The 22532-nt window shown below is 63.6% G+C and carries 36 protein-coding genes and 3 pseudogenes; 30 read left to right on the top strand and 9 right to left on the bottom strand.

All coding sequences use genetic code 11. From position 1 onward, the window contains the following. Nucleotides 1-19: 19 nt before the first annotated feature. The 9 genes from K0H76_RS16735 to K0H76_RS16695 all read left to right on the top strand — a co-directional run bounded on the left by K0H76_RS16735 (nt 20) and on the right by K0H76_RS16695 (nt 4620). Nucleotides 20-340 carry a hypothetical protein gene (locus K0H76_RS16735; RefSeq protein WP_258933718.1) on the top strand — a complete coding sequence of 107 codons (321 nt, stop codon included), beginning with the start codon at nt 20-22 and terminating at the stop codon, nt 338-340. Further along, nucleotides 292-936 (top strand): ABC transporter permease, encoded by a 645-nt coding sequence (locus K0H76_RS16730; RefSeq protein WP_258933717.1) that lies wholly within the window; start codon nt 292-294, stop codon nt 934-936. Before K0H76_RS16735 ends, K0H76_RS16730 begins: the two co-directional genes overlap by 49 nt. Before the next feature lie 77 nt (nt 937-1013). After that, nucleotides 1014-1361 carry a hypothetical protein gene (locus tag K0H76_RS16725; protein ID WP_258933716.1) on the top strand — a complete coding sequence of 116 codons (348 nt, stop codon included), beginning with the start codon at nt 1014-1016 and terminating at the stop codon, nt 1359-1361. A gap of 36 nt (nt 1362-1397) precedes the next feature. Next, nucleotides 1398-1958: a sugar ABC transporter substrate-binding protein gene (locus tag K0H76_RS16720; protein WP_258933715.1), complete on the top strand. Its 561-nt coding sequence runs from the start codon at nt 1398-1400 to the stop codon at nt 1956-1958. A 353-nt stretch (nt 1959-2311) separates the two neighbouring features. Continuing rightward, nucleotides 2312-2668 (top strand): SDR family NAD(P)-dependent oxidoreductase, encoded by a 357-nt coding sequence (locus K0H76_RS16715; RefSeq protein ID WP_258933714.1) that lies wholly within the window; start codon nt 2312-2314, stop codon nt 2666-2668. Next, a complete protein-coding gene (locus K0H76_RS16710; RefSeq protein ID WP_258933713.1) occupies nt 2625-2993 on the top strand; it encodes an SDR family oxidoreductase in 369 nt (122 codons plus the stop codon). Before K0H76_RS16715 ends, K0H76_RS16710 begins: the two co-directional genes overlap by 44 nt. Nucleotides 2994-3227: 234 nt before the next feature. Then, on the top strand, nt 3228-3575 hold the full coding sequence (locus K0H76_RS16705; protein WP_258933712.1) for a sugar phosphate isomerase/epimerase: 348 nt from the start codon (nt 3228-3230) through the stop codon (nt 3573-3575). 124 nt (nt 3576-3699) lie between these two features. Further along, nucleotides 3700-3873: a hypothetical protein gene (locus K0H76_RS16700; RefSeq protein ID WP_258933711.1), complete on the top strand. Its 174-nt coding sequence runs from the start codon at nt 3700-3702 to the stop codon at nt 3871-3873. A gap of 192 nt (nt 3874-4065) precedes the next feature. Beyond that, nucleotides 4066-4620 (top strand): NUDIX hydrolase, encoded by a 555-nt coding sequence (locus K0H76_RS16695; RefSeq protein ID WP_258933710.1) that lies wholly within the window; start codon nt 4066-4068, stop codon nt 4618-4620. 31 nt (nt 4621-4651) lie between these two features. On the opposite strand, the gene K0H76_RS16690 is transcribed toward K0H76_RS16695, so the two are convergent. Together K0H76_RS16690 and K0H76_RS16685 are read right to left on the bottom strand one after the other, a co-directional pair. Continuing rightward, nucleotides 4652-5254, bottom strand: a complete 603-nt coding sequence (locus tag K0H76_RS16690) for an MFS transporter (RefSeq protein WP_258933709.1) — start codon at nt 5252-5254, stop codon at nt 4652-4654. Between the two features lie 29 nt (nt 5255-5283). Then, nucleotides 5284-6048 carry an MFS transporter gene (locus tag K0H76_RS16685; RefSeq protein ID WP_258933708.1) on the bottom strand — a complete coding sequence of 255 codons (765 nt, stop codon included), beginning with the start codon at nt 6046-6048 and terminating at the stop codon, nt 5284-5286. 188 nt (nt 6049-6236) lie between these two features. On the opposite strand from K0H76_RS16685, the gene K0H76_RS16680 reads away from it, so the two are divergent. The 21 genes and pseudogenes from K0H76_RS16680 to K0H76_RS16580 all read left to right on the top strand — a co-directional run bounded on the left by K0H76_RS16680 (nt 6237) and on the right by K0H76_RS16580 (nt 17539). After that, on the top strand, nt 6237-6539 hold the full coding sequence (locus K0H76_RS16680) for a protocatechuate 3,4-dioxygenase (RefSeq protein WP_258933707.1): 303 nt from the start codon (nt 6237-6239) through the stop codon (nt 6537-6539). A 45-nt stretch (nt 6540-6584) separates the two neighbouring features. After that, nucleotides 6585-6773 carry a hypothetical protein gene (locus tag K0H76_RS16675; RefSeq protein ID WP_258933706.1) on the top strand — a complete coding sequence of 63 codons (189 nt, stop codon included), beginning with the start codon at nt 6585-6587 and terminating at the stop codon, nt 6771-6773. Nucleotide 6774: 1 nt separating this feature from the next. After that, nucleotides 6775-7308, top strand: a complete 534-nt coding sequence (locus tag K0H76_RS16670) for a hypothetical protein (protein WP_258933705.1) — start codon at nt 6775-6777, stop codon at nt 7306-7308. Between the two features lie 317 nt (nt 7309-7625). Further along, the gene (locus K0H76_RS16665) at nt 7626-8192 is read left to right on the top strand and encodes an alpha/beta hydrolase (RefSeq protein ID WP_258933704.1); all 567 of its coding nucleotides are present in this window, start codon (nt 7626-7628) and stop codon (nt 8190-8192) included. 12 nt (nt 8193-8204) lie between these two features. Further along, nucleotides 8205-8480, top strand: a complete 276-nt coding sequence (locus tag K0H76_RS16660) for a muconolactone Delta-isomerase family protein (protein ID WP_146341151.1) — start codon at nt 8205-8207, stop codon at nt 8478-8480. Nucleotides 8481-8785: 305 nt separating this feature from the next. After that, nucleotides 8786-9178, top strand: coding sequence for an SDR family oxidoreductase (locus tag K0H76_RS16655; RefSeq protein WP_258935455.1), 393 nt, complete (start codon nt 8786-8788; stop codon nt 9176-9178). A gap of 122 nt (nt 9179-9300) precedes the next feature. After that, the gene (locus K0H76_RS16650) at nt 9301-9645 is read left to right on the top strand and encodes a PIG-L family deacetylase (protein ID WP_258933703.1); all 345 of its coding nucleotides are present in this window, start codon (nt 9301-9303) and stop codon (nt 9643-9645) included. Next, nucleotides 9603-10223, top strand: coding sequence for a hypothetical protein (locus K0H76_RS16645; protein ID WP_258933702.1), 621 nt, complete (start codon nt 9603-9605; stop codon nt 10221-10223). Before K0H76_RS16650 ends, K0H76_RS16645 begins: the two co-directional genes overlap by 43 nt. Then, complete coding sequence (locus K0H76_RS16640) at nt 10223-10354, top strand: hypothetical protein (RefSeq protein WP_258933701.1); 132 nt, start codon at nt 10223-10225, stop codon at nt 10352-10354. Before K0H76_RS16645 ends, K0H76_RS16640 begins: the two co-directional genes overlap by 1 nt. Before the next feature lie 187 nt (nt 10355-10541). Next, nucleotides 10542-10712 carry a hypothetical protein gene (locus K0H76_RS16635; RefSeq protein ID WP_258933700.1) on the top strand — a complete coding sequence of 57 codons (171 nt, stop codon included), beginning with the start codon at nt 10542-10544 and terminating at the stop codon, nt 10710-10712. Nucleotides 10713-10931: 219 nt separating this feature from the next. Then, the gene (locus K0H76_RS16630) at nt 10932-11393 is read left to right on the top strand and encodes a GAF domain-containing protein (protein WP_258933699.1); all 462 of its coding nucleotides are present in this window, start codon (nt 10932-10934) and stop codon (nt 11391-11393) included. Next, a complete protein-coding gene (locus K0H76_RS16625; protein WP_258933698.1) occupies nt 11381-11758 on the top strand; it encodes a hypothetical protein in 378 nt (125 codons plus the stop codon). The genes K0H76_RS16630 and K0H76_RS16625 overlap by 13 nt, the downstream gene beginning before the upstream one ends. Nucleotides 11759-11763: 5 nt before the next feature. Then, nucleotides 11764-12012, top strand: a complete 249-nt coding sequence (locus tag K0H76_RS16620; protein ID WP_258933697.1) for a hypothetical protein — start codon at nt 11764-11766, stop codon at nt 12010-12012. Nucleotides 12013-12090: 78 nt separating this feature from the next. Then, the gene (locus K0H76_RS16615; protein ID WP_258933696.1) at nt 12091-12273 is read left to right on the top strand and encodes a response regulator; all 183 of its coding nucleotides are present in this window, start codon (nt 12091-12093) and stop codon (nt 12271-12273) included. Beyond that, nucleotides 12264-12596: a hypothetical protein gene (locus K0H76_RS16610; protein ID WP_258933695.1), complete on the top strand. Its 333-nt coding sequence runs from the start codon at nt 12264-12266 to the stop codon at nt 12594-12596. Before K0H76_RS16615 ends, K0H76_RS16610 begins: the two co-directional genes overlap by 10 nt. Before the next feature lie 832 nt (nt 12597-13428). After that, nucleotides 13429-13695, top strand: a complete 267-nt coding sequence (locus tag K0H76_RS16605; RefSeq protein WP_258933694.1) for a hypothetical protein — start codon at nt 13429-13431, stop codon at nt 13693-13695. A gap of 91 nt (nt 13696-13786) precedes the next feature. After that, nucleotides 13787-14665: a formyltetrahydrofolate deformylase gene (gene purU / locus K0H76_RS16600; RefSeq protein ID WP_258933693.1), complete on the top strand. Its 879-nt coding sequence runs from the start codon at nt 13787-13789 to the stop codon at nt 14663-14665. A 25-nt stretch (nt 14666-14690) separates the two neighbouring features. Then, nucleotides 14691-14993, top strand: a pseudogene (locus tag K0H76_RS16595) (bifunctional 5,10-methylene-tetrahydrofolate dehydrogenase/5,10-methylene-tetrahydrofolate cyclohydrolase); the annotation flags it as partial. 217 nt (nt 14994-15210) lie between these two features. Beyond that, nucleotides 15211-15534: a hypothetical protein gene (locus K0H76_RS16590; RefSeq protein WP_258933692.1), complete on the top strand. Its 324-nt coding sequence runs from the start codon at nt 15211-15213 to the stop codon at nt 15532-15534. 49 nt (nt 15535-15583) lie between these two features. Next, a pseudogene (locus K0H76_RS16585) lies at nt 15584-16981 on the top strand (aminomethyl transferase family protein). A 66-nt stretch (nt 16982-17047) separates the two neighbouring features. After that, entirely contained in the window at nt 17048-17539 is a 492-nt protein-coding gene (locus K0H76_RS16580) for an ABC transporter substrate-binding protein (RefSeq protein ID WP_258933691.1), read from the top strand. A 90-nt stretch (nt 17540-17629) separates the two neighbouring features. Here K0H76_RS16580 and K0H76_RS16575 read toward each other — a convergent pair whose 3' ends face one another. The 7 genes and pseudogenes from K0H76_RS16575 to K0H76_RS16545 form a co-directional block, all read right to left on the bottom strand. Further along, a complete protein-coding gene (locus K0H76_RS16575; RefSeq protein WP_258933690.1) occupies nt 17630-18241 on the bottom strand; it encodes a TetR/AcrR family transcriptional regulator in 612 nt (203 codons plus the stop codon). 115 nt (nt 18242-18356) lie between these two features. Next, the gene (locus tag K0H76_RS16570; protein ID WP_258933689.1) at nt 18357-19013 is read right to left on the bottom strand and encodes an ABC transporter substrate-binding protein; all 657 of its coding nucleotides are present in this window, start codon (nt 19011-19013) and stop codon (nt 18357-18359) included. Between the two features lie 190 nt (nt 19014-19203). Then, nucleotides 19204-19668, bottom strand: coding sequence for an ABC transporter substrate-binding protein (locus K0H76_RS16565; RefSeq protein ID WP_258933688.1), 465 nt, complete (start codon nt 19666-19668; stop codon nt 19204-19206). A 392-nt stretch (nt 19669-20060) separates the two neighbouring features. Further along, nucleotides 20061-20880 (bottom strand): annotated as a pseudogene (locus tag K0H76_RS16560) (formylglycine-generating enzyme family protein). Between the two features lie 460 nt (nt 20881-21340). After that, complete coding sequence (locus K0H76_RS16555; protein ID WP_258933687.1) at nt 21341-21535, bottom strand: hypothetical protein; 195 nt, start codon at nt 21533-21535, stop codon at nt 21341-21343. Then, nucleotides 21528-22382: a sulfatase-like hydrolase/transferase gene (locus K0H76_RS16550; protein WP_258933686.1), complete on the bottom strand. Its 855-nt coding sequence runs from the start codon at nt 22380-22382 to the stop codon at nt 21528-21530. Before K0H76_RS16550 ends, K0H76_RS16555 begins: the two co-directional genes overlap by 8 nt. Next, nucleotides 22312-22506 carry a sulfatase-like hydrolase/transferase gene (locus K0H76_RS16545; protein WP_258935454.1) on the bottom strand — a complete coding sequence of 65 codons (195 nt, stop codon included), beginning with the start codon at nt 22504-22506 and terminating at the stop codon, nt 22312-22314. Before K0H76_RS16545 ends, K0H76_RS16550 begins: the two co-directional genes overlap by 71 nt. Nucleotides 22507-22532: the final 26 nt, after the last annotated feature.

Genomic DNA, 22532 nt, shown 5'->3' with positions numbered 1-22532 from the left:
CTCCTGTGACCCAGATGCTGTGGCAGGAGGGACCGTAATCGCCTTCCTCGGTCTGATCGTCGTCTTCGGCACCCTGAACCCCGGTGCATTCCTGAGCGTCGGAAACCTCACGAATGTGCTCGCCCAGGTGGCCATTCTGACGATCATTGCTGCGGCGCAGACCGTGGTCATGGTCACTGGGTACATCGACCTTTCAGTGGGGACCACCGCGACGCTGGCAGGCGCGACCTCCTCAGCGCTGATGATCGGCGGCACACCCATACCGGCAGCCATCGTCGCCTACTACTCATCGTGGGCGCGCTGGTGGGAATCGTCAACGGGATCCTCGTCGCCTACCTGAAGATCTCCGCGATTGTCGCCACGTTGGCGACGATGACGACCGTCGGAGGGCTCGCCTTCATCGTGACGGACGGTACGACCCTCTACGGGATGCCCGACTCGTTCCACGTCATCGGACAGGCACGAGTCATGGGTCTTCCGATGCCGGTGCTCTTCGCGGCTGCCGTGGCGCTCATCATCTGGGTCGTACTGCGATTCACCACGATCGGCCGCCAGTGGTACGCCGTCGGAGGCAATGGTGAGGTGGCGCGCCTCTCCGGCGTGAACGTGCGCCTGAACACGCTGCTTGCCTTCTCCGTGTCAGGTCTCGTCTCTGCCATAGGCGGCATCATCCTCGTCAGTAAGCTGTCCAGCGCGAGCGCCACCAGCGCCAACGATTACATGATGTTCGCCATCGCAGCGGCGTTCCTCGGCATGACCGTCCTGAAATCAGGCCAAGCGAACATCGGCGGCACTCTCGTGGGCGTAGGAATCATCGGAGTGCTTCAGAACGGGCTGAACATCGAAGGCGTCAACACCTACGCGCAGCAGGTCCTCACTGGAGTGATCATCGTCGGCGCCGTCCTGATGTCGTCCTTCAAATCACGAAACCGCTAGACCGCACACCGCACGAAGAACCTATAAGCAGCAGTTCCAAGGCCACAGCGTCGTGGCACCAATCTAAGGAGAAAAAAATGCGTGCTGATTTCAAAGCCATTGTCGGTTTCACCGCTGTGGGGATGCTGGCGCTGAGCGGATGCTCAGCCGGGGCCGATGCCGAAGGCAGCGCCGACGGCGGAGGCGAGGGCGAGGAGCTCAAGGTCGCTGCCTTCACCGCCGGCTATGGAACGCCGGCAGGCAAGCTCACCCTCGACCACTTCGTCGACGAGGGCGAGGAGCGGGGCTGGGACGTCACTCTACACCAGCGACTTCGACTACGACAAGATCAACTCCGACATCCAGTCCGCCATCACCCAGGGGCGGATGTGATTCTCGCCGGGTTCCCGACCCCGACAGATCGCCCCGCTGGTCACAGCAGCTGAGCAGGCAGACATCCCGATCTTCTCCATCGACGGGGAGTGGAGCCCAACGAAGACTTCGTGGTGGACGTGACCTTCGACCAGACCCAGCTCGCGGAGCTCACAGTGGGTGCCCTCGAAGAGGCGATGGGCGGCCTGGAGGGCAAGGACGTCATGGTCATCGGCCACGACCCGCATGTCGGCATCATGACTCGGAGCAACATCGCGGTGGACATGCTCGAAGAGGCCGGTGCGGACATCGCAGGGGGACAGATGAGACAGGTTCTGAACCCGGGGACCTCGCAGGAGGAGGCGCTGAAGGTCGTCACGGACCACCTTCAGGCGAACCCGGACGGACTTGATGGGGTGTGGGTCGGCTGGGACCACGCTGCCCTCGGTGCCGCTCAGGCGATCGATGAGGCAGGACGGGACGACATCTACGTGACCGGCATCGACGCACTCGGCGTGGCGGTCGAGGAGATCAGGGACGAGGGGCCGTTCTACGCATCGGTTCAGCAGGACTGGTTCAGCGTCGTCGACCTCGTGCTCGCAGACATTGAGGAGTATCACGAGGACGGCTCCTGCCTGAGGAGAGCTTCGTCGAGGTCGAAGGTGAGCTGATCGATCGAAGCAATGCGGATGACTTCACGCCGAGCATGTGACGTCGTGCGACGCGCCGCATAACCCAGCACGAAGCCTGGGGGCATTCGCTCTCAGGCCAGACGGCGGGAGACGAACAGCTGCCGCGCCTGCGTGAGCCTGACCCGGTGAGGACGGGTGGGGGCGATTAAGCCCCATCCGTCCTCACCGGGCCTCACCTCGGGCCCCGCTCTGCTGCGGCGGCTGGCATCGGAGTTCCGCTCATTTCTAAGGAGAATCTATGGGCACTTTGCAGAACAAAGTTCTGATGATCACGGGGAGCCAGCGGCATCGGTCGCGCGACCGCCCTGCGCTGCGCTGAGAAGGGCGCTGAGGTGGTCGTCGCCGACCTGAACCGTGAAGGAGCAGAGGCGGTTGCCGATGAGATTGAGGCCGCAGGGGGCAAGGCCCACGCGGTCGCCGTGGATGTCTCAGACTTCAGCGCCGTCGAGAAGGCGGTGCAGTCTGCTGTGGATGCCTGCGGGCGTCTTGACGGGATCTTCAACAACGCGGGCATCGCTTACGGCAAGCCTCTGCTCTCCCACGAGCCTGAACGCGACTATCACCCGATGATCCGGATCGATCAGGACGGCGTCTACTACGGCATCCTGGCTGCCGCGCGCCAATTCGTGAAGCAGGGGGCGGGGAGTGATCGTCAATACGTCCTCGATCTACGGCGAACAGGCTGCTGAGCTGTCCTTCACGTACAGCGCCGCGAAGGCCGCCGTCATCTCGTTCACCCGGTCAGCGGCCTACGAACTCGCCCAGCATGGGACTCGGGTCCTCGCCATCACGCCAGGGCGGGCCAATACCGCCATCATTCAGCAGTTCCCGCAGCACCTTAAGGAACTGTTCGCATCAGAGCAGCTGCGGAACAGAATGACCGAACCGGAGGAGATCGCCAATGTGGTGGCCTTCCTCTTCTCAGAGGAGTCGAACGCGATGAATGGAACCGTGGTGAACGTCGATGACGGCTACTCGGTGTTCAAGCACCGCTTCGATCTCCCGGAGTTCTGAGATGTCCGCGATGGCAGCGACAGAGACGTCGGACCGGACGGCGCTGGCAGCGGACCTGGCGTGCCAGAGCGCAGCATTCACCACTGACCCGTTCAGCAGCACCTTCGCCCGTTCGCTTCTGATCATGAGGGACGCGGGGTATCGGCGCGTGGTGCTGCCCCCGATAGCTCCCAACGCCCGAGGTGTGGAGCAGCTCGGTGAGCGCATCCGCAACTCGGGCCTGGCCCCATCACCATGGCAGCACAGTCCCCGGAGGCGAACGTCGCCTCCGATGATCCGTACGTGCGCTCGCGAGGCTTTCAGCAGCTGCGACAGTTCATTGAGCTCACCGCAAAGATGGGAGGGGACCAGCTCAACGGGATTCCCTACGGGGTCCACGGCGACACCGGCTCCCGCCCCTCCGAAGGGCGACTGGCTGACACGGCCCAGCTTGTCGGCGATGTGGCGGAGGAGGCTTACCGGTCGGGGATCACGATGACGTTCGAAGTGGTCAACCGCTACGAAACGTCAATGATCAACACTGCGGCGGAAGCCGTGCGGTTTGTGGAGATGTCGGGTTCGGGAACCTCAAGATTCATTTGATACGTTCCATATGTCGATCGAAGAAATCGACATCAGGCGTGCCATAGAGACAGCACTTCCGCATGTGGGGTATATGGAGTTCGGGCAGTCCTCCCGCGGTTTGCTTTCTGAAGGAAATCTGAACTTGAGTGAGCTGCTGGCAGATGTTCGAGCGATGGGCTATGAGGGACGCTGGGGCACAGAGGGATTCAGTCGGCCTCTCATGGAGGAACCGGTGGCCGATGCCCTCAAGATCTGGTCCGCGACCTTCGCCACGGGTGAGGAATTCGTCCGTGACGCAGCGAATCTCTTCGCCTGAGAATCTGCACTCCCATGCGGAGAGGCGCCCAATCCGACCCGATATACTGGCGAGTATGCCCCAGAACGCACTGACCTGCTTGCATATCCGCGGCCCTCTGTCGCTGTCGACGTCGTTCTGCTAACTGTGGCTGATGGAGAATTGAAAGTCGTTCTGCGTCAGCGTAAGAACGATAGTGAATCGGATAGTTGGATGCTGCCGGGGACTATGCTGCGTCATCGTGAGCGGCTCGGCGACGCCGTGCTTCGGTGCTTGGAGACTCGTATGCACATTCAGGGCCGATCTCCTCGGCAGCTGCACGTCTTCGACGACCCGAACCGTGACGAGCGGGGCTGGGTGCTCACGGTGACCCATTTGGACGTGCTCCCGCTCGCCGAGCTCGAGCTGGGGCTGCGACATGGGCACGCGAAGCTGTCGCCTGTGACGGGCATTCCGGGTCTGCCGTTCGGTCACGATGCCATCATCGCGTGGGCAGTGGATGTCGTGCGGGAGAAGTACAGCCAGGAGCCCGATCCGTGGGACCTCCTCGGGAGTCGCTTCACCGTGACTCAGCTGCGCGAGCTTCACGACGCGGTCCTTGGTCAGCCTCACAAGAAGGACACGTTCCGCCGGAGAATGGAGCCTCACTTGGATGCTCTGGAGCAGCGCGCCACACCGCCTGGGAGCAACGGCTTGGGGCGCCCGGCGCGGATCTACCGGAAACGCTCGGAGGGCGATCGGGTCGGGTCGATCATGGCGCAGGTGTGACCAGCGTGCCCCGCTGAGCGGCTGGAGCAGCCTACGAGGCTCGCTGCGGCTCCGCGGCCTGCAGGTCCTCCCGCGGTGAGCGGTTGGCCTCCACGTCGAGCCGCCGCATGGAGAGCAGCGCCGCAGTGGCGATGAGAATGATGAGGCCCACTCCCATATAGATCGTCTGAGGCGTCCAGCCCGCATCGGTCAGCACGCCGGTGACTGTCGGGGCGATGATGGCGCCGAGGCGGCCGACTCCCAGTCCCCATCCGACGCCTGTGGAGCGCAGCCTGGTGGGATACGACTGCGGGGTCAGCGTGTAGAGCCCGGCGATGCAGCCGTTCGCGAAGAAGCCGACGAGGATGCCGACCACCAGCACCAGCGCCATCCAGTTGGCGGTGAAGACGAAGACTGCCATCAGCGTGCTTACCAGGAGGGTGAACCAGGTGAGGGTCTGCCTCGTCGACCACCGAGCGGTGAAGAGTCCGAAGACCACGCAGCCGATCGCCCCGCCCAGGGTGAGCATCACGGTCACGAACATGGCCAAGGATTCGGTGAGTCCGCTGTCGTGCATGAGCGTCGGGGTCCACGAGTTCACGAAGTAGTAGCCGAACATCACCACAAAGAAGCTCACCCAGATCACGATGGTCACTCTCCGCTGCCCGGGAGCGAACAGGCCTGCTATCTCGTTTCCTCCGGACGTCTCAGGCTCCTGCGCCGAGAGGGAGGCAGGCTTGGCCTGCAGGTCCACCGGCTCGGTGTAGCCGAGTCGCCGAGCAATGGAGTCGAGCTTCCGCTGGGCTCTCGCGGCTGCCGCTGGTAGAGGTACTGCGGCGATTCGGGAAGGATGCTGAGCACGAGGGCCAGGGCGAGAATCGTCATCACGCCGCCGAACACGTAGACCGAGCGCCATCCGAAGGCATCGATGAGAGCCATCATGATGGTGCCTCCCACCGCGCCGCCGAGTCCGAAGCCTACTGCATAGATGCTGACCATCAGTCCGCGCCGCTTGCGGGAGGAGTACTCCGAGGCGATCACGTTGGTGCCGACAAGGATCCCTCCGACTCCCAGGCCCGTGACGAAGCGCCACAGGCTCAGCTCGGCCGGACTCTGAGCGGTGGCCGAGAGGAAGAGGCCCGCAGCATTGACGATGAGGGCGGCCACCGTCATATTGCGCCGTCCGATCCGGTCGGCGACCGGGCCCATCGTCACTGCGCCGATCGCCATGCCGATCAGTGCGGCGCTCATCAGCAGCCCCAGAGCTGTGCCGGAGAGTTCGAACTCGCCACGGATCGACGGTGCGGTGAAGGAGATCGCCAGGACGTCGTAGCCGTCCAGGGCGTTCAGGAACGCGACGACGCCGATGATGACGAACTGGTACATCCTCATCGGCGAGGATTCGATCTTTCGCGCAGGTCCATACGGCTCCCTAAGTGTGATACGCATCTCAGTGCTGAGACCTGGATCACGCTAAGCCGGGGGTGTGAGGGGTCAAGCGATGGTGGCCGCCTTGCGAAGAAGGGGGACAAATGTCCCGTTCCGCTTAGGTCGAGGCGCCTATGTCGCTCGCGCTGGAGTCCCCTAGACTCATGAGTGAGCAACATCACACTGTACGCAGAGAAATGGAGGCGGTCGTGTCGTCCTATACCCCAGAGGTGGAGGGGACCCACATCTTCGACGCCCGCAAGAGCTTACAGGCTCGGGCTCTCAACAAGATGCTGTTTTCGCTCAAGCACCCGGAGAACCGGGAAGAGTTCACCGCCGATGAGGCTGCCTACTGCGACAAGCACCGGCTCAATGAGGAGCAGAAGCGGGCAGTCCTCGAGAGGGACTGGAAGGGGATGACCGAAATCGGGGCGTCCATCTTCTACGTCATCAAGCTGGCCGCGATCGACAAGAAGTCGATGCAGGACCTCGGGGCGTCTTCACGGGCATGAGCACAGAGGAATTCACCGCAGAACTACGAGCAGGAGGGCGGAAGTTTGGCTGAGATCATCTGGGGACTGGCGACGTCGCATGTGCCGTCGATCGGCGCAGCCATGGACAACGAGAAGACAGAGGACGACCTCTGGAAGCCGCTCTTCGACGGGTACGCCCCGCCCGGGAATGGATGGCTGAGCACACTCCCGATGTGGCGATCGTCGTCTACAACGACCATGCGAATGCTCTGACATGTCCTTCATCCCCACATTCGCCATCGGAGCCGCTGAGGAGTACGACGTCGCGGATGAGGGGTACGGACCGCGCCAGGTGCCGCAGGTGGTCGGGGATGCTGAGCTCTCGGAGCACCTGCTGGTCAATCTGGTGGACGAGGGCTTCGATATGACCGTCTTCCACGAAATCGACGTGGACCACGGGCTGACCGTTCCGCTCTCCGTCTACACACCTGATCCGGGAGACTCGTGGCCCTGCCGGGTGGTGCCGATGCTCGTCAACGTGCTCCACTACCCACAGCCGACCGCGAAGCGCTGCCTCCAGCTGGGCGAAGCTCTGGGCAGGGCGATCCGCTCCTACCCCGAGGACATCAAAGTGGCGGTGTTCGGCACCGGGGCATGTCTCACCAGCTCTCCGGCGAGCGGGCCGGGCTCATCAACCAGGAGTTCGACCGGAACTTCCTGGACAAGATCGAGACTGACCCGCAGTCCCTGGCAGAGATCTCCCGCGCTGAGTACGTGGAGGAAGCAGGTGCCGAAGGCATTGAGATGATCATGTGGCTCATCATGCGAGGAGCACTGGGCGAGAACGTTCGCCGGGTCCATGACACCTACCACGTGCCTAAGATCCAACACTGCGGCCGCGATGGCGCTCTTCGCCACCGATGCTGCCGAGTAGGACGGTGCCGTCCGGGCGGCCGTCTGAGCTGAGGAGGCTCCTTCGATGAGCACATTCGTTCTGATATCCGGTGCGTGGCACGGAGGCTGGTGCTGGCAGCGTGTGGTCCCGAGGCTCCAGAAGTCGGGGCACGAGGTCCACACCCCACCCTGACCGGCCTTTCGGACCGGGCCCACCTGGTCGCACCGTCGGTGGGGCTCGACACCCACATCGACGATGTCGTGAACTACATCCAGGCCTATGACCTCACCGAGGTGGTCCTGGTGGGGCACAGCTATGCCGGACAGGTCATCACGGGAGTGGCAGACCAGCTGCCGGAGCGTCTCGCCCGTCGCGTCTATCTGGACGCCTTCATAGGAGACGGCCGCCCGGCCATCGAGCTGCTTCCGGAGCAGGTGGCGCACCACTACCGCGAGTCGGTGCAGGATTCCGGGTTCGGATGGCTGATTCCGCCGCGACCGTTGGAGAAGCTCGGCGTCACTGAGGAGCGGGACCTGAACTGGCTCACGCCGCGGCTCACGCCGCACCCGTGGAAGACCTACACGGATCCGCTCACGCTGCTCGGCAGTGCAGACCGAGTGCAGCTTACCTATGTGGAGTGCACCGACTGGATGCGAGTATTCCGGCCCTTCCGCGAACAGGCCGAGGAGGCAGGGTGGGAGGTCCGGGAGATCGCCACGGGCCACGAGGCTATGGTCACAGCCCCTGACGAGCTCGCGGAGGTCCTGCACGATCTTGCCGAACAGACACGCGCCTAGGAGCAGACGCCCATGGAATTTCTCGTACGATTCGAAACCGACCTCCCTGACTCGCTGAGCAGCGCTGAGAAGGCGGAGCTCAAGAGCGCAGAGCGAAGCCGCGCCGCAGAGCTGCGCGAAGCAGGAATCCTGAAGAGGCTCTGGCGGGTGCCCGGACGCAGAGCCGTCGTGGGGCTGTGGGAAGCCTCGGATGCGACTGCGCTCCACGAGGCGCTGTCCTCCCTGCCTCAGTTCCCGTGGATGGATGTCGACGTCGAGCCGTTGGCAGTCCACCCGCAGGAGAGGTGAGCGATGCCGATGCCGTCCGTCGGTGCGCCCTCGGCCGTACCGCAGCGGCTGGAAGGGACAGTGTCCATCGTCACCGGAGCTGCCGGAGGACTCGGCCGCAGCCTGGCGGCAAGGCTCGCCGCAGAGGGAAGCACGGTCGCCTGCCTCGATGTCACCGAGCCTGTACCGGACTCGGCCGACGATTCGCCGGGACAGAACGAGCATCTCTTCGACTGCGACATCACCGATGAGGGCCAGGTCAGCAGGACTGTCTCCGAGGTGGCTGAGCGGTTCGGGGGATCGACATCCTCGTCAACAATGCCGGGCTGCTCTCCGGGCGCCGGAGCTTTCTTGAGGCGACTCCCGAAGAGATGCACCGGTACTTCGACGTCAACGCTGTCGGCCCGCTGCTCATGTCGCAGGCCTGCTGCCCGCACCTGCGAGACAGCGAATGGCGCGGCCGCATCATCAACGTAGCCTCCCGAACGTTCTTCACCGGCAACCCCGGTCAGCTGGCATATATAGCCTCCAAAGGCGCGCTCATGGGCATGACCCGGGTCCTGGCCCACGAGTTGGGCGAGGACAGGATCACCGTCAACGCTGTCATGCCCGCGCAGGTGGCGACCCCGGAACCAGGGAGCACTCCGGGAAGAGGTCTTCGCGAAGACCATGGAGAGGCAGGCGATCAGGAGTTCGTCACGCCCTCCCACTTTGCTTAAGCATGGTCGCCTACCTCGCCTCGCCGGACGGCATGCTGGTGACCGGCCAGACCATGGTCTGCGACGGCGGCGGCCTGATGAGATGACCCAACTATCCGAACTGCAAAGGCGGTAACCGATCCATGGCACAGGAGAAGAACTCAGTCGTAGTCTTCAGCGCCCATTCCGGCGATTTTGTCTGGCGCGCAGGAGGAGCCATCGCGAAATCGGCGGCCAGAGGGGACGACGTGCACGTCATCTGTCTGAGCTTCGGCGAGCGCGGCGAATCGCAGGGGCTGTGGCGCCAAGAGGGCATGACCATGGACACAGTGCGTCGGGTGCGCCGTGAGGAAGCGTCCTCTGCGGCTGAGATCCTCGGTGCCAGCACAGACTTCCTGGACCTCGGCGACTACCCCTGTCCGTCGACGAGTCAGCATTCGACACTGTGGTCGACCTGCTGCGTCAGTACCAGCCGAACACCATCCTGACGCACGTAGCCCAGGACCCGTACAACCGTGATCACAACATGGCTCACGAGGTTCTGCTGCGTGCCCGCATGGTGGCGCAGGCGATGGGCCATCAGACCGAGAACCCGCCCATCGGGGCGCCGCAGGTTCTGATGTTCGAGCCCCACCAGCCCGAAATGTGCGGCTTCTCGGTGGATCTGCTGCTGGACATCACGGACGTCTTCGACCTGAAGCGCCGGGCGATGGAGTGTATGGGGGCCCAGAGCCACCTGATCGAGTACTACACAGACCTGGCGGTGCGCCGGGGAGTTCAGGCGGTGCGCAACGGCGGGTCGAAGTCCATCACGCACGCCGAGGCGCACGCCCGGCTCTTCCCCGTTGTGGGGGAGAGCTCGTATGACTCACAGGATCGTCCGGACCCGCTCCATACGGCCCCTGACCCCGCTGCGCTTGAGACGTTCGGCAGGCTCGGCGTCGCCACTGTCCACGAGGCGATGGGCAAGCGGGGATTGGCGGATCCGGTGCTGCGCCCTATCTATCCCGGGGCCCGCATCGCTGGCCGTGCCGTGACCGTCCTGAGCCACCCGGGGACAATTTGATGATCCACGCGGCTGTGGAGCAGTGCGGGGAGGGCGATGTCCTGGTGGTCGCTCTCACCTCAGGGTCCACCGACGGAATGTTCGAGATCTCTTCGCCGCTGCGCTCAAGGCTCGCGGCACGCGGGGCCTGATCATCGACGCCGGCTGTCCGTGACGTCGCAGATCTCACGGAGATGGGCTTCCCGCATGGTCGAAGGCCGTGCACTCCCAAGGCACCAATAAGCTCAACCCCGGTTCGGTGAACGTTCCGATCCAGCTGCCGGGCGTCACGGTCCGTCCGGGGATGCTGTCGTCGCCGATGACGACGGCATCGTCGTCGTGCCCCGCGATGAGGTAGGCGCCGTTGCGGCGAAGGCCCAGAGCCGCGCGGACAACGAGGCGGAGAAGCGTGAGCAGTTCATCGGGGGTGTTCTCGGGCTCGACCTCTACAACCTGCGCCCGAAGCTGGAAGAATTGGGCATCGAGTACGTCGACGCCGAGGAAGACTGACCAAGGGGGTGAGCTGATGTCGCCCGACCCGCATGGTGATCCCGAGGTGGTGCGGCGCCGAGAGCGGCGCGCGTCAGCCGTCGCCCGCACTGCTGCGCGGGTGGCCTCAGAGCGCTCCCTGCCCGCTACCCTGCGCGCGCTGGCCCACGAGATCCTGCAGACGGACGGGCTGGCCGGGGTGCAGGTTCTCACGAACCTTCACCCGGGGAGAAGCTCCATATGCTGGGCATCGCCGGATTTCCGGCCTCCCAGAGCAGCGACTTCTTCTCACGCCTGATGGAGTGCCAGCGCCTGGGCGCAGACCTGCGCATGCTGGATGTGTTCCACAGCGGCGAGCGGGTAGTGATCCCCCATCGGTACCAGGCGGTGATGAGCAACCCGGCCTGGGGGCCGCTGCACGAGTATCACCGGCACCCCGAATGGGACGCCTTCGCCTCGGTGCCCATCAAAGTCCGCCAGTCCACCATCGGCGTCCTCAACGCCTTCGTCACTCCGGGCAAGGAGATTGATGAGGAGGGCCTCGAGTTTCTCACCGCGATGGCCGAGCAGGCCGGTCTGGCCATCGACTACGCCTCCTCCTGGAGCAGGAGAGATCCGCAGCCCAGCGCGAAGAGCGGCAGCGCCTCGCCCGAGACCTTCACGATTCTGTGGTCCAGCAGGTGTTCTCCATGGGGATGCTGACGCAGACCCTCAAGGTGCTCGGCGAGGACGGCCGCCCGGAGAGCCTGGACCGGATCCGCGAGATCACCGCTGACCTGCAGGACATCACTGGATCAGTGCTCAAGGACCTGCGGGGTCTGGTTGCCCAGCTTCGTCCCTCCGCGACATCCGGGACCGGACTGCGCCACGCGCTGAGGGAGCTCGAAGCAGCCACCCACCGCCAGACCGGAGTCCGTTTCCGCACCAGCATCGGAGGGATCGCAGATGACGTCGAGGGGGATTTTGCCGAGGACCTCTACCACGTCATCGCAGAGGCTGTGCACAATGCGGTCAAGCACTCCTCGGCGGACCTCATCACGGTGACCCTGGAGCTGGACGAGGCTTAGGCACGGTGCAGCTCTGCGTCCGCGACAACGGCAGTCAGCCCGGGAGCTCGGTGGTGCCTGCGGATCCGCAGGAGGGTCACGGGCTGAGCTTTATGCGCCAACGAGTGAGGCGCTGGCGGGGTGAGCTGACTATAGAGTCGGGCCGAGGGGGTGCCGGCACCGCGGTGCGTGCGGAGATTCCCTTCCGGACTCTCAGCTTCACCGATGACGAGGCGCCCCGCACCTCAGAGAGACAGGACGAAGACCTCCTATGACTGAGCCGCTCACCGTTCTCATCGTGGATGATCATGCCGTCGCCCGGCGCGGGATCTCCGCCTATGTTGATGTGCTCGATGACATCGAGTCCCGGGGAGGCTGCGGACGGTCAGGATGCGCTGGACCAGCTCGCCCAGCTGGAGCGGAGCGGACGGCTGCCGGACGTCGTGCTGCTGGACCTGGTCATGCCGCGTATGGACGGCATGACCGCCATGAAGGCGATGCGCCAGCAGTTCCCTCCGTCAAGGTGGTGGTGCTGACCAGCTTCGGCGAGACGGAGCGGCTGAACACCGTCATGCAGCTCGGGGCGGTCGGCTACCTGCTCAAGGACGCCGGGCCGCTGGAGGTCGCCTCGGCGATCCGCGCTGCGGCTCGGAACGAGGTCTTCATCGACACGGCCATGGCGAAGAAGCTCACCCAGATCATGGGCTCTCCTGCCAGCGGCATCTCCTCGCTGACTCAGCGGGAGAGGACTGTGCTGACCCTCGTAGGGAGGGGCGCTCCAATCGGGAGATCGCCAAGGAGCTGTACATCTCTGAGCGTACGGCGCGCACGCATGTGTCCAACATGCTCGGCAAGCTGAACCTGAGCTCCCGGACCCAGGCGGCCCTGGTAGCGGTCAACGCCGGGCTGGTCGCGCCTCCGGCCTGAGCGCGCCGACGCCGACGCCGAAGGCGCAGTGCGAGACATACGTCTCGGAAGAAGTCAGGCCTAATACCCTACGGAGTTAGCTGCGTCACATCTTAGAGTTGCGGTGAAGCAGGTCACGGACCCGACGGACGGCAGTGATCGCCGCTACAGCTCGAACTCTAGGAGATCGCCCATGGCCAAACCCATAGCAGCCACTGACGCGGAGAAGCAGGCGCTCGCCAAGCTTCTGAGTCACATCGGCTACGAGATCATGCCGTTCAAGTCGGCGAAGGACAAGGTTCTCGCCGAAGTGCCCACTGACGTCCCCTCACCGTCACCGCGACAGGGGGCAAGGGGCTGGAGCCGACTCTTGAGCTCGCGATCCTCCTCCACCAGCAGGGGTACACGGTGGCTCCGCATATTCCGGCCCGGCTGGTCACCGGGCGGAGGAGCTCGATCGGATCGCCACCCGTCTGGAGGCCGCTCAGATCAAGCGGATCTTCATCATTGCTGGAGACGCCGAGGAGCCTGCAGGTGAGTTCCATGGAGCTCTCGATCTGCTGAAGGCCCTCGAGCGGCGCGGGCACCACTTCGAGAACATCGGCATCGGCGGGTATCCCGAAGGTCATGCTTTCTTCCCGGCCGAGGACATCGACCAGGCCCTGCGCGAGAAGGCTCCCTATGCCGACCGGATCCTCACCCAGATATGCTTCAGCGCCGACACGTTCCTCACGTGGGGCGAACGTGTTCGCAGCGAAGGCGTGGACCTCCCCATCTACGCAGGCATGCCCGGACCGGTCAGTCGTCAGAAGCTGATGCGCATCTCCGCGAGCCTCGGACTCGGCCAGTCGGCGAGCTTCCTGAAGAAGCAGCAGAACATGCTCTGGAAATTCTTCAGCCCCAGCGGATACAAGCCCACCAAGCTTCTCCGAGGCCTGGTCCAGAACCTGGCGGGTTCTGAGGCCAATATTGCTTACCTGCACATCTTCACCTTCAACGACCTCGCGGCGGCGGAGCAGTGGCGACAAGAGCTGATCGCCCAAACTCGGTAGCCCCACCCCTATTGACGACTGACCCCCACGTGACAGGAGTTCCAGTGGAGACACTCACTTCCAGACCCGAGAGCAGCTCGGCCCCGCATCCATGGACAGCACCGTCGCCGACCCTCAGCAGGAGAACACGGCGCGGCTGATCGTGCAGGGCACTGACTGTCCGGGCATCGTCAGAGCGATCACGGGCACGCTGGCCGATTTCGGCGCCAATATCGCGTCCCTGGACCAGCACACCTCCGACCCGGAGGGTGGGAGGTTCTTCCAGCGCACCCTGTTCTCACTGCCGAACCTCTCCGCCGTGGTCGAGGATCTCCGCACCAGGCTCGGGGAGGTCCTGAACGAGTTCGGGATGGAGTGGCAGCTGGTCGAAGCCAAGAGGCTCAAACGGGTGGCCGTCTTCGCCTCCAAGTCGGATCACTGCCTGCTGGACCTGCTGTGGCGTCAGCGGCGCGGGGAGCTTCCGGTCAGCATCACCATGGTGGTCTCCAACCACCCTGACCTCAGCGATGACGTCCGCGCGTTCGGAATCCCCTACTTCTATGTGCCGGTGGAGAAGGGCAGGCGCGAGGAGGCTGAGGCCCGGCACTTGGAGCTTCTGCAGGACAACGTGGACCTGGTGGTGCTGGCGCGCTATATGCAGGTCCTCACCGAGGACTTCATCAACCGAGTGGGCGTGCCGATCATCAATATCCACCATTCCTTCCTCCCCGCCTTCATCGGTGCGGGCCCGTACCGCAAAGCCAAGGAGCGCGGCGTGAAGCTCATCGGGGCGACGGCGCACTACGTCACCAAGGACCTCGACGAGGGTCCGATCATCGCCCAGGACGTCATCAGCGTCACCCATCGGGAGACTGCGGATGACCTGCAGCGCCGCGGCGCCGATGTGGAGCGCCGCGTCCTGTCCACTGCGGTCGAAGCTCACTGTGAGGATCGGGTGCTGCGAGACGGCAACGCCACGATCGTCTTCTGACCCACGAGTTCGAAGGAGGCAATATATGTCCGCTCAGATCCTCGACGGCCGCGCGACGGCACGTGCCATCGTCGAAGACCTCGGTGACCAGGTCCAGCAGCTCAAGGCAGAGACCGGCAAGGCTCCGGTTCTGGCCACCGTCATCGTTGGCGATGATCCGGCCTCGCACACCTACGTGCGCATGAAGGTCGACCGCAGCCGCAAGGCAGGCATCGAGCCGCGGCAGATCACTCTGGACGCAGCGTCGACCACCGAGCAGGTCGTCGCAGAGGTCAGGGCCCTGTCCGAGGACGACGACGTCGACGGAATCCTGGTCCAGCACCCGGCTCCGCCCCAGGTCGACGAGGCCCAGGTGTTCGGCGCGATCGATCCGGCGAAGGACGTCGACGGCGTGACCCCGGATCGCTGGCGTCGATGGCGTTCGCCGAGCGGGGCTTCCGCTCTGCCACCCCGGGCGGAATCATGCGCCTCTTCGATCACTACGGGATCGAACGTGCTTAAGCGAGGCGGTGGTCGTGGGGCGCAGCAGGATCCTCGGCATTCCGATGGGACTGCTGCTGCTGGCAGACGATGCCACCGTCACGTACTGCCACTCAAAGACCCCAGACCTGCAGGCGGCCGTCTCACGGGCCGACATCGTCGTCGCCGCAGCGGGCCGCCCCCATCTGATCAGGGGCGAATGGATCAAGGAGGGGGCGGTCGTGGCTGATGCCGGATATGCGGACAACACCGGCGATGTCGAGTTCGAGGCGGCCTCCGAACGCGCCAGCTGGATCACTCCGGTCCCGGGCGGGGTGGGCCCGATGACCATCGCATGTCTGCTGGAGCAGACCGTCCAAGCCCATCGGCATCGTCATGGTCTGACCTGACGCCTTCTGCCGAACCCGATAAATCTGTCTCAACGAGAGGAACATGAACATGTCGACCAAGTCCCTGCAGGACGTCCTGACGCATCCGGCGACGTCGTCAACCACCTGCGCAACGTCCAGGTGGGCGCCTACGTCTACCCGGTGGTGGCGGCCGAGTTCACGAACTGGCGCAACGAGGTCCAGGCGTGGCGAGAGAGCGCGGTGCTCTTCGACCAGACCCACCACATGGACAACCTCTACATCGAGGGGCCCGACGCGCTGAAGCTGATCTCTGACACGGCGATTAACTCGGTGGCGAACTTCCCCGTCAACAAGGCGAAGCAGTACGTGCCCGTGACCCCTACGGCCACGTCATCGGCGACGGCATTCTGTTCCGTGAGGCGGAGGAGAGGTTCGTGTACGTCGGCCGCAGCCCTGCCGCCAACTGGCTGATGTTCCACGCCGAGACAGGCGACTACAACGTCGAGCTGACGATCGACCGTCGTTCGCCATCCCGTCCGATGGGCAAGAAGGTCACCCGCGAGGAATGGCGCCTGCAGATTCAGGGCCCCAACGCCTGGAGCGTCATCGAGAAGCTGCACGGCGGGCCCCTGGAGAAGCTGAAGTTCTTCAACATGTCATCGATGAACGTAGGCGGCAAGCAGGTCCGGACGCTGCGCCACGGTATGGCGGGCGCCCCGGGCTCGAGCTCTGGGGCCCCTACGAGGACTACGACTTCATCCGCGAGACCATCCTTGAAGCTTAGCGCTGAGTTCGACTCGAGGCCGGGGCCCGGGCCTACTCCTGCAACACACTGGAGTCCGGCTGGATCCCCTCCCCGCTTCCTGGCATCTACTCGGGGACGAGCTCGCGGACTACCGCAAGTGGCTGGGGCTGACAGCTACGAGGCCAACTCGGCAGTGGCAGGGTCCTACGTGCCGGACTCCATCGAGGGCTACTACACCACTCCTTGGGAGCTGGGCTACGGGGCCTTCATCAAGCACGACCACGACTTCATCGGCGCTGACGCGCTGAAGAAGATGGACCCGGAGGCCCAGCGCAAGAAGGTCACCTCGCATGGGACGGCGACGATGTCGCCACCATCAACGCCTCCATGTACCAGAAGGAGCTGCCACCATATAAGTTCTTCGACCTGCCGAACGCGAACTACGGCGCATCGAACTTCGACGCAGTTCTCGATGAGTCAGGTGCAACGGTGGGACTGTCCATGTTCACCGGGTACAGCTGGAATGAGAAGCGTGCGCTCTCACTGGCCATCGTCGACCCCTCGGTGGAGATCGGCTCCCAGGTCCAGGTGCTCTGGGGCGAGCCCGACGGCGGCACAGCCAAGTCCTCCGTTGAGCCGCACCGCCAGTACGCAGCCAACGCCGATGTGAGCCCGGTGCCCTACTCCGAGGTGGTGCGCCAGACCTACACCGACGGCGGATGGCGCAAGAAGGCTGAATAGGCCTAAGCCGCGAAGCGCCGAGCCGACTACCACCGGGCCACCGGAGAGCACGGCCTAGATGTGAACATGGTCCCCGGTGAGGGCGGCGCAGCAATGCTGCCTGCAGTCCAAACCGGGGACATGGACTTCGCGACAGGCCATCCGCTGTCCCTGCTCGTGGCAGTCGAGCAGGGGTTGGACATGCGCATCGTTTCGGGGTGGTCCCACTCCCTGACCGAAGGTCAAGACATCAATGCCGTGGTGGTGCGTGCAGACTCAGAGCTGGAGACGTGGAGTTACCTTGAGGGTCAGTCCGTTGCGGTGAACGTCCTCAACGGGCAGGGCGATCTCACGATTATTGAGGCCGCTCAGAGCGAGCCCGAGGGCACCGCCGAGACTCTCTCCAACTTCTTGGATATGGACGAAGAAGCAGCTGCTCCGGTGAACATGGAGGAGTTCGATGGTGCGATCCGTCGAGAGCCTCTCGAAGACATGGGTGAGCTGATGGTCGATTACGGCTTCATTGACGAGATGCCTGATCTGGACACTGTCATAGTCGACCGGGAGGACGTGGAGTAAGCGAGGGCTCAGGCGCTGCGCGGGGTGGCATCAGTCGCAGCCTCGGCTGCGTGAACGGACGAAACGACAAGTCTTGCGGAATAATCGCAATCAAGCCATGTAGGCATTGATTGACTCGACGGTCAGTTTTTCTTCGACGAAATTATTCCAGAAAGTCATAATCGTTTCTAAGATGTTGACCGAGCTTGGGTCTACGGCCCAGCGCGACTGTAGGCCGTCCAGCAGGGCAATGATCATGGTGGCCACCTGATGCGCGTCGACAGACGGGTCGAAACGGCCATCGTTCTGTCTTATAGATATATCCGTGGCAACACGATTGCTCACCGTCTCATATCTGCTTCTGAAATACTCGTGTCCCGGGTGGTTCGGGTCGCTCGCATCAGCTTCCACGTTGACGAAGAGATGAATGAGGCCAGGCACCCTCACGTTATGGTGAGCCACTTGCAGACTGCTCGGCACCGGCCCAGTGCCCAGGGGTGCGAGGCGTTGTGTATCCACGAAATCCCGCCTTCTCAGTATCTCGACCAGGAGGTTCTCCTTCGAGCCGAAATGGTGAAGGAGTCCCGCAGGAGTCATGTCCGCCTCGCGCGCAATATCCGCGAGCGATGTCGACCCGTATCCCTGAGTCGAGATTGTCTTCAGAGCTGTATCGAGAATACGCTCTTGGGCCGCTCGGCCTTTGGTATACGGCTTTCGAGGCATCAGCCTGGCTCCTGAGGTGCGGTAGAGAAGTCTTGCCTGATCGTAAACAAGACTAGGCGTTGCATGGGGTCCCGGGCTAGCTGCCCGGAACCCCATGCAACGCTGCAGGCTGGCGCTATGATTCGTCGCTTGGGGAGTAGTTATAAAGGTAGGGGACATCGTTCATGAACTGGTTCTCAACCTCTACGTTGTCATTCCAATAGAACAAATTCATAGGTCGCAGCACAGGTATGAACCAGTATTCATCCACGACGTACTGATTGATCGCCTGTGCAGCCTCGGCCTGTTCGGTCTCGTCACCCTCTTTCGCCGTGCTGACCAAGTCATCGAGCTCATCCGACTGAGTCTCCATCGGGTTCCACGGAGCGTCAGGAGTAAGGAGGAAGTTGATGTGTCTCCATGAGTCACGCGCCGCGAGCTGCATGTAGGCCAGCTCGTGATCACCGCCCTGCATAGCAGGGATAGCTTCGCCGGGACCCCATTGATGGCGCTCTACGGTGATTCCGACGTCTTCCCAGTTCTGCTGGACGGAGTCGTAGATGGCAGGGTCGAAAGTGGTTGAGATCGGAAGTTCGACACTGAGATCGGCGGCCCCCGCCTCCTCCAGCAGCTCCTCGGCGCGTTCCGGGTCGTAGTCGTACTCTTCGTCCAGCGCCTCTACGAAGCCGGTCGAGTCGAGGGCGAACGTTTGGCTGGTCATCTCTCCCTGGCCTTGGGCCACCGCCTCAAAGATTGCTTCCGGGTCGAGAGCCAGAGCGAGCGCCTCGCGCACGCGGCGATCCTCGAGCTCCGGAACGATGTCGCCGTCTCGGTCGAAGAGGAGGACGCCTTGCCAATTGACCTGCAGCTCTTCGGAGTTCAGGTAGCGCCCTCGAGCTCCTCGCCGCTGCTGGGCCGCGCGAACCAGGCGGCGTCGACCTGGTCACTCCGCAGTGCGTTCAATCGTGCCGTTTCATCGTCCATCAGGCTGAATTCGACGGAGTCGAACGGGAGCTGCTCCCCCAGTACTCCTCGTTGCGGCTGAACGCGATCCTGGAACCTGTGACAGTGCGCGTCTCATCCACGACATACGGTCCGGATCCTACTGGCGAAGTGGTCACTTCATCGGTGCCCAGGGCGGCCGGGCTTCCCATGAAGCCGCCCGCTGTGCTGAGTCGCATCTCCAGTGAGGGGTCCGGCTCCGAAAGCTCCAGCACAGCGGTGAACTCTTCCGGAGCGGAGACCGATTCGACAGCCTTGAGTGCGGTGCCCATGGGGCCGTTCGCCTCCTGAAAGTGCTCGATGTTCGCCTTGACAGCTTCTGCGTTGAAGGGTTCGCCATCGCTGAAAGTGACATCCTCACGCAGTTGGAGCGTGAGAGACAGGCGGTCCTCTGAGAGCTCCCAGGATTCGGCGAGCATGGGCGCGAGCTCGCCGTCCGGCTCCATTCTGATAAGCGTGTCGTACGCCGCCTGGTACAGGGGAGCAGGTGCCCCTCGTTCACGTGCGCCGGATCCCAGTTGGTGGGTTCCTGCAGCTGACCGATGCGCAGAAGAGGTGCCGTCTCCGGTGAATCAGCTTCCGCTGAAGAGGCGCCGTCGCTCCCGCACGAGGACAGTGCCAGCGCTCCTGCCAATGCAGCGGCCAAAACCGCTTGTTCCTGTTTCCTCATCGTTCCCTCCTGAGATCGAGTGCTGCGACCAGCCATTCGCTGGGCGGTGTCGAGAAGCGCCAATACCGAACGCTATTCAGTATTACTCATGGTGACCGAGATCACAACCCTTGGGGTGTCACACCCAGACGTCCAGACCGAGTACGTCGTACGCCAGACGCGATTTCGTCAGGGCGTGGCAGTGCGGAAGCCCGTGTTGGACGTGGACGAGTCTGGGTCGTTGCCGGAGCGAGCCGCATTCCGGTAGCGATTGCAGTAGGAGTCGTGGCACAGAAACGATCCGCCGCGCGTGACACGGGCACGGCCTCTCTCAGGCCCAGTGGGGTTCAGGCGGCTCGACCGGGTGTAGTACCTCGGGTCGTACCAGTCCTGGCACCATTCCCACACGTTGCCGACGGTCTGCCATAGCCCATAGCCGTTAGGAGAAAAGCTGCGCACCGGAGAGGTCGCGAGCCAGCCGTCCTCGCCCGTATTGCGAGTGGGGAACTCTCCCTGCCAGATGTTGAGGGGCCACCGCCCAGCTTCTCCTTCGTCGATGCCGAGCGTGTTGCCCCACGGAAAGCGAGCACTGCGCACACCGCCCCGTGATGCGCACTCCCATTCCGCCTCAGTGGGGAGGCGTCGGCCTACCCACTCGCAGTAAGCCTGCGCGTCATTCCAGCTGACCTGCACGACAGGGTGGTCCTCGAGTCCGTCGAGACTGCTGTGCCGCCCCCGGGTGGCGCCAACTCGCTCCCCGGACTTCCAACCACCAGTGCATGCTCGGATGCCTTCCCAGCATGTCTCTGTCCATTCCGTCAAATGCCAGATGGAATACCGCCGATGACCCGAAGAGCTCGGCTTCGGTGAGGTAGTCGGTGTCGTCAACGAAACGCTGGAAGTCTGCGTTGGTGACACAGGTGGTGTCGATGGAGAACGCGTCCAAGCGCACCTCGTGGACCGGCGTCTCACCGTCGGTCGGCTTCCCATCGTCGTGGGAATCGCCCATAAGGAACGTTCCCGCGGGTATGCCAGCCTGCGCGATCATGTGCGTGCCACGACCAGGCGCACGCTCAACGGGTTGGGCGCGTGACTCGCGCCCCGTGCTTCCGGAACCTCGAGCGGGCGCGCAGCACGAGGCGGCAGACCTATCCTGCGGATACGGATCCGGGGAACGCTCACGGTCATTTTCTGAGTCGCGCGGTATTGATCTCTGCCGCGGCATGCCATGACACCGGCACTGAACCGGTAGAAGCGGGGAGGAGCGCTCCTCGAGCTCGCGAGCCTGCTCCTCGCGCCCCGTCGCCCGCAGGTGGGCCGCATAGTCCTGGGGTCGGGAATAGAGGGTCGGCCCCTCCTGCATCGCATTCTGCATCGGATCGGGGAGTGCACCGGGGCGGTTACGTGTGCCTGCCACCATTCCTGGAGCCGAGCACGGAGGAAGTCGGCCGTTTCGGTGTCGCTGTCGATCAGATTGTGCTGCATGTGGGGTCATCCACCATGTTGTAGAGGGCCTCCCAGGCCACTCCGTAGGAGCCGGGGTGATACGTGCAGACATACATGCGGTCCCGGGTGCGCACAGATCGCTGGAAGGTGTGCGCACCATGTCCCAGGACCAGGTAGTCGCGATCCGGGACCTCCGCACCTGTGAGTGCGCTAAGCAAAGGACTCTCCCTGCCACTTCTCCGGAATCTCCAGTCCGAGGAGTTCACAGATCGTCGGTGCGTAGTCGATGTTGTACAGCAGAGAGCTGTCGCTGGAGTTCTGCGCATCTTCGGAGAGCCCGGGCCACGAGATCAGGAGCGGAATGTGGTGCACCGGCTCACTGGCGAAGCCATGCTCGCCGTAGGATCCCAGTTCGCCGAACGCTTCGCCGTGGTCCGCACTGACCACGATTGCGACCTCGTCCCTGATGCCCATCTCTTCGAGAGCGTCCAGAAGCAGACCGAAATGGTGGTCCCAGTAGTGGATAGCACCGTCGTAGCCGTTGATGAGGTGCTTGAAGTCGCCCCGGGTCCTGATCTGATCCGGCATATTGTGGGGCACCCTCGATGCTCGAGGCTGGCCCGCATAGTGCAGATCCTGTGCGGTGCGGGGTCCGTAGATGTCCTGATGGCTGTCGATCGCCTCCTGGTCCGGCCATTCGGGTGCTGGGCCGCTCTGTGCTGCGGCCTCAGTCCACTCCGCTGACTGCAGGTAGTCCATGTGGGGATCCCAATAGGTCACGTGCAGGTACCAATCATCGGTCTCCCGGTGGCGTCGGACCCAGTCGATGGCGGTGTCGGTGATGAGGCTGGCAGGTTCATCACCGATCTGCGGCTCTGCCTGAATGTTCTGCTGAAAGTTGCCCATGAAGAAGTAGGCGCGGTGGCGTTCTGCGAAGGAGGATATCGCTGCAGTGAGGTAGCCGTTGGCCGTCAGGTGCTGCCCGAGGAGGGGCTTAGCCAGACTGGGGGCGATGGCCCGAGTCGAGCCGAAATCGAGCTGCGCTGCCTGCGTGGCCGACCACACCGTTGGTGATGCCGAACTGGCCGCTCATCAGAGCTGTTCTGGAGGGCAGGCACGGAGAGTCCGAGCAGTAGTAGCGATCGAAGCGCACACTCTTCTCGGCGAGCTTGTCGAGATTCGGCGTGATTCTGCGGGGGTACCCGTAGGGGCCCG

Source organism: Nesterenkonia pannonica (genome assembly GCF_019575955.1).
Classification (GTDB): Bacteria; Actinomycetota; Actinomycetes; order Actinomycetales; family Micrococcaceae; genus Nesterenkonia; species Nesterenkonia pannonica.
Note: the sequence above shows the minus strand (reverse complement) of the source record. Positions and strands in the feature narration are given on the sequence as shown.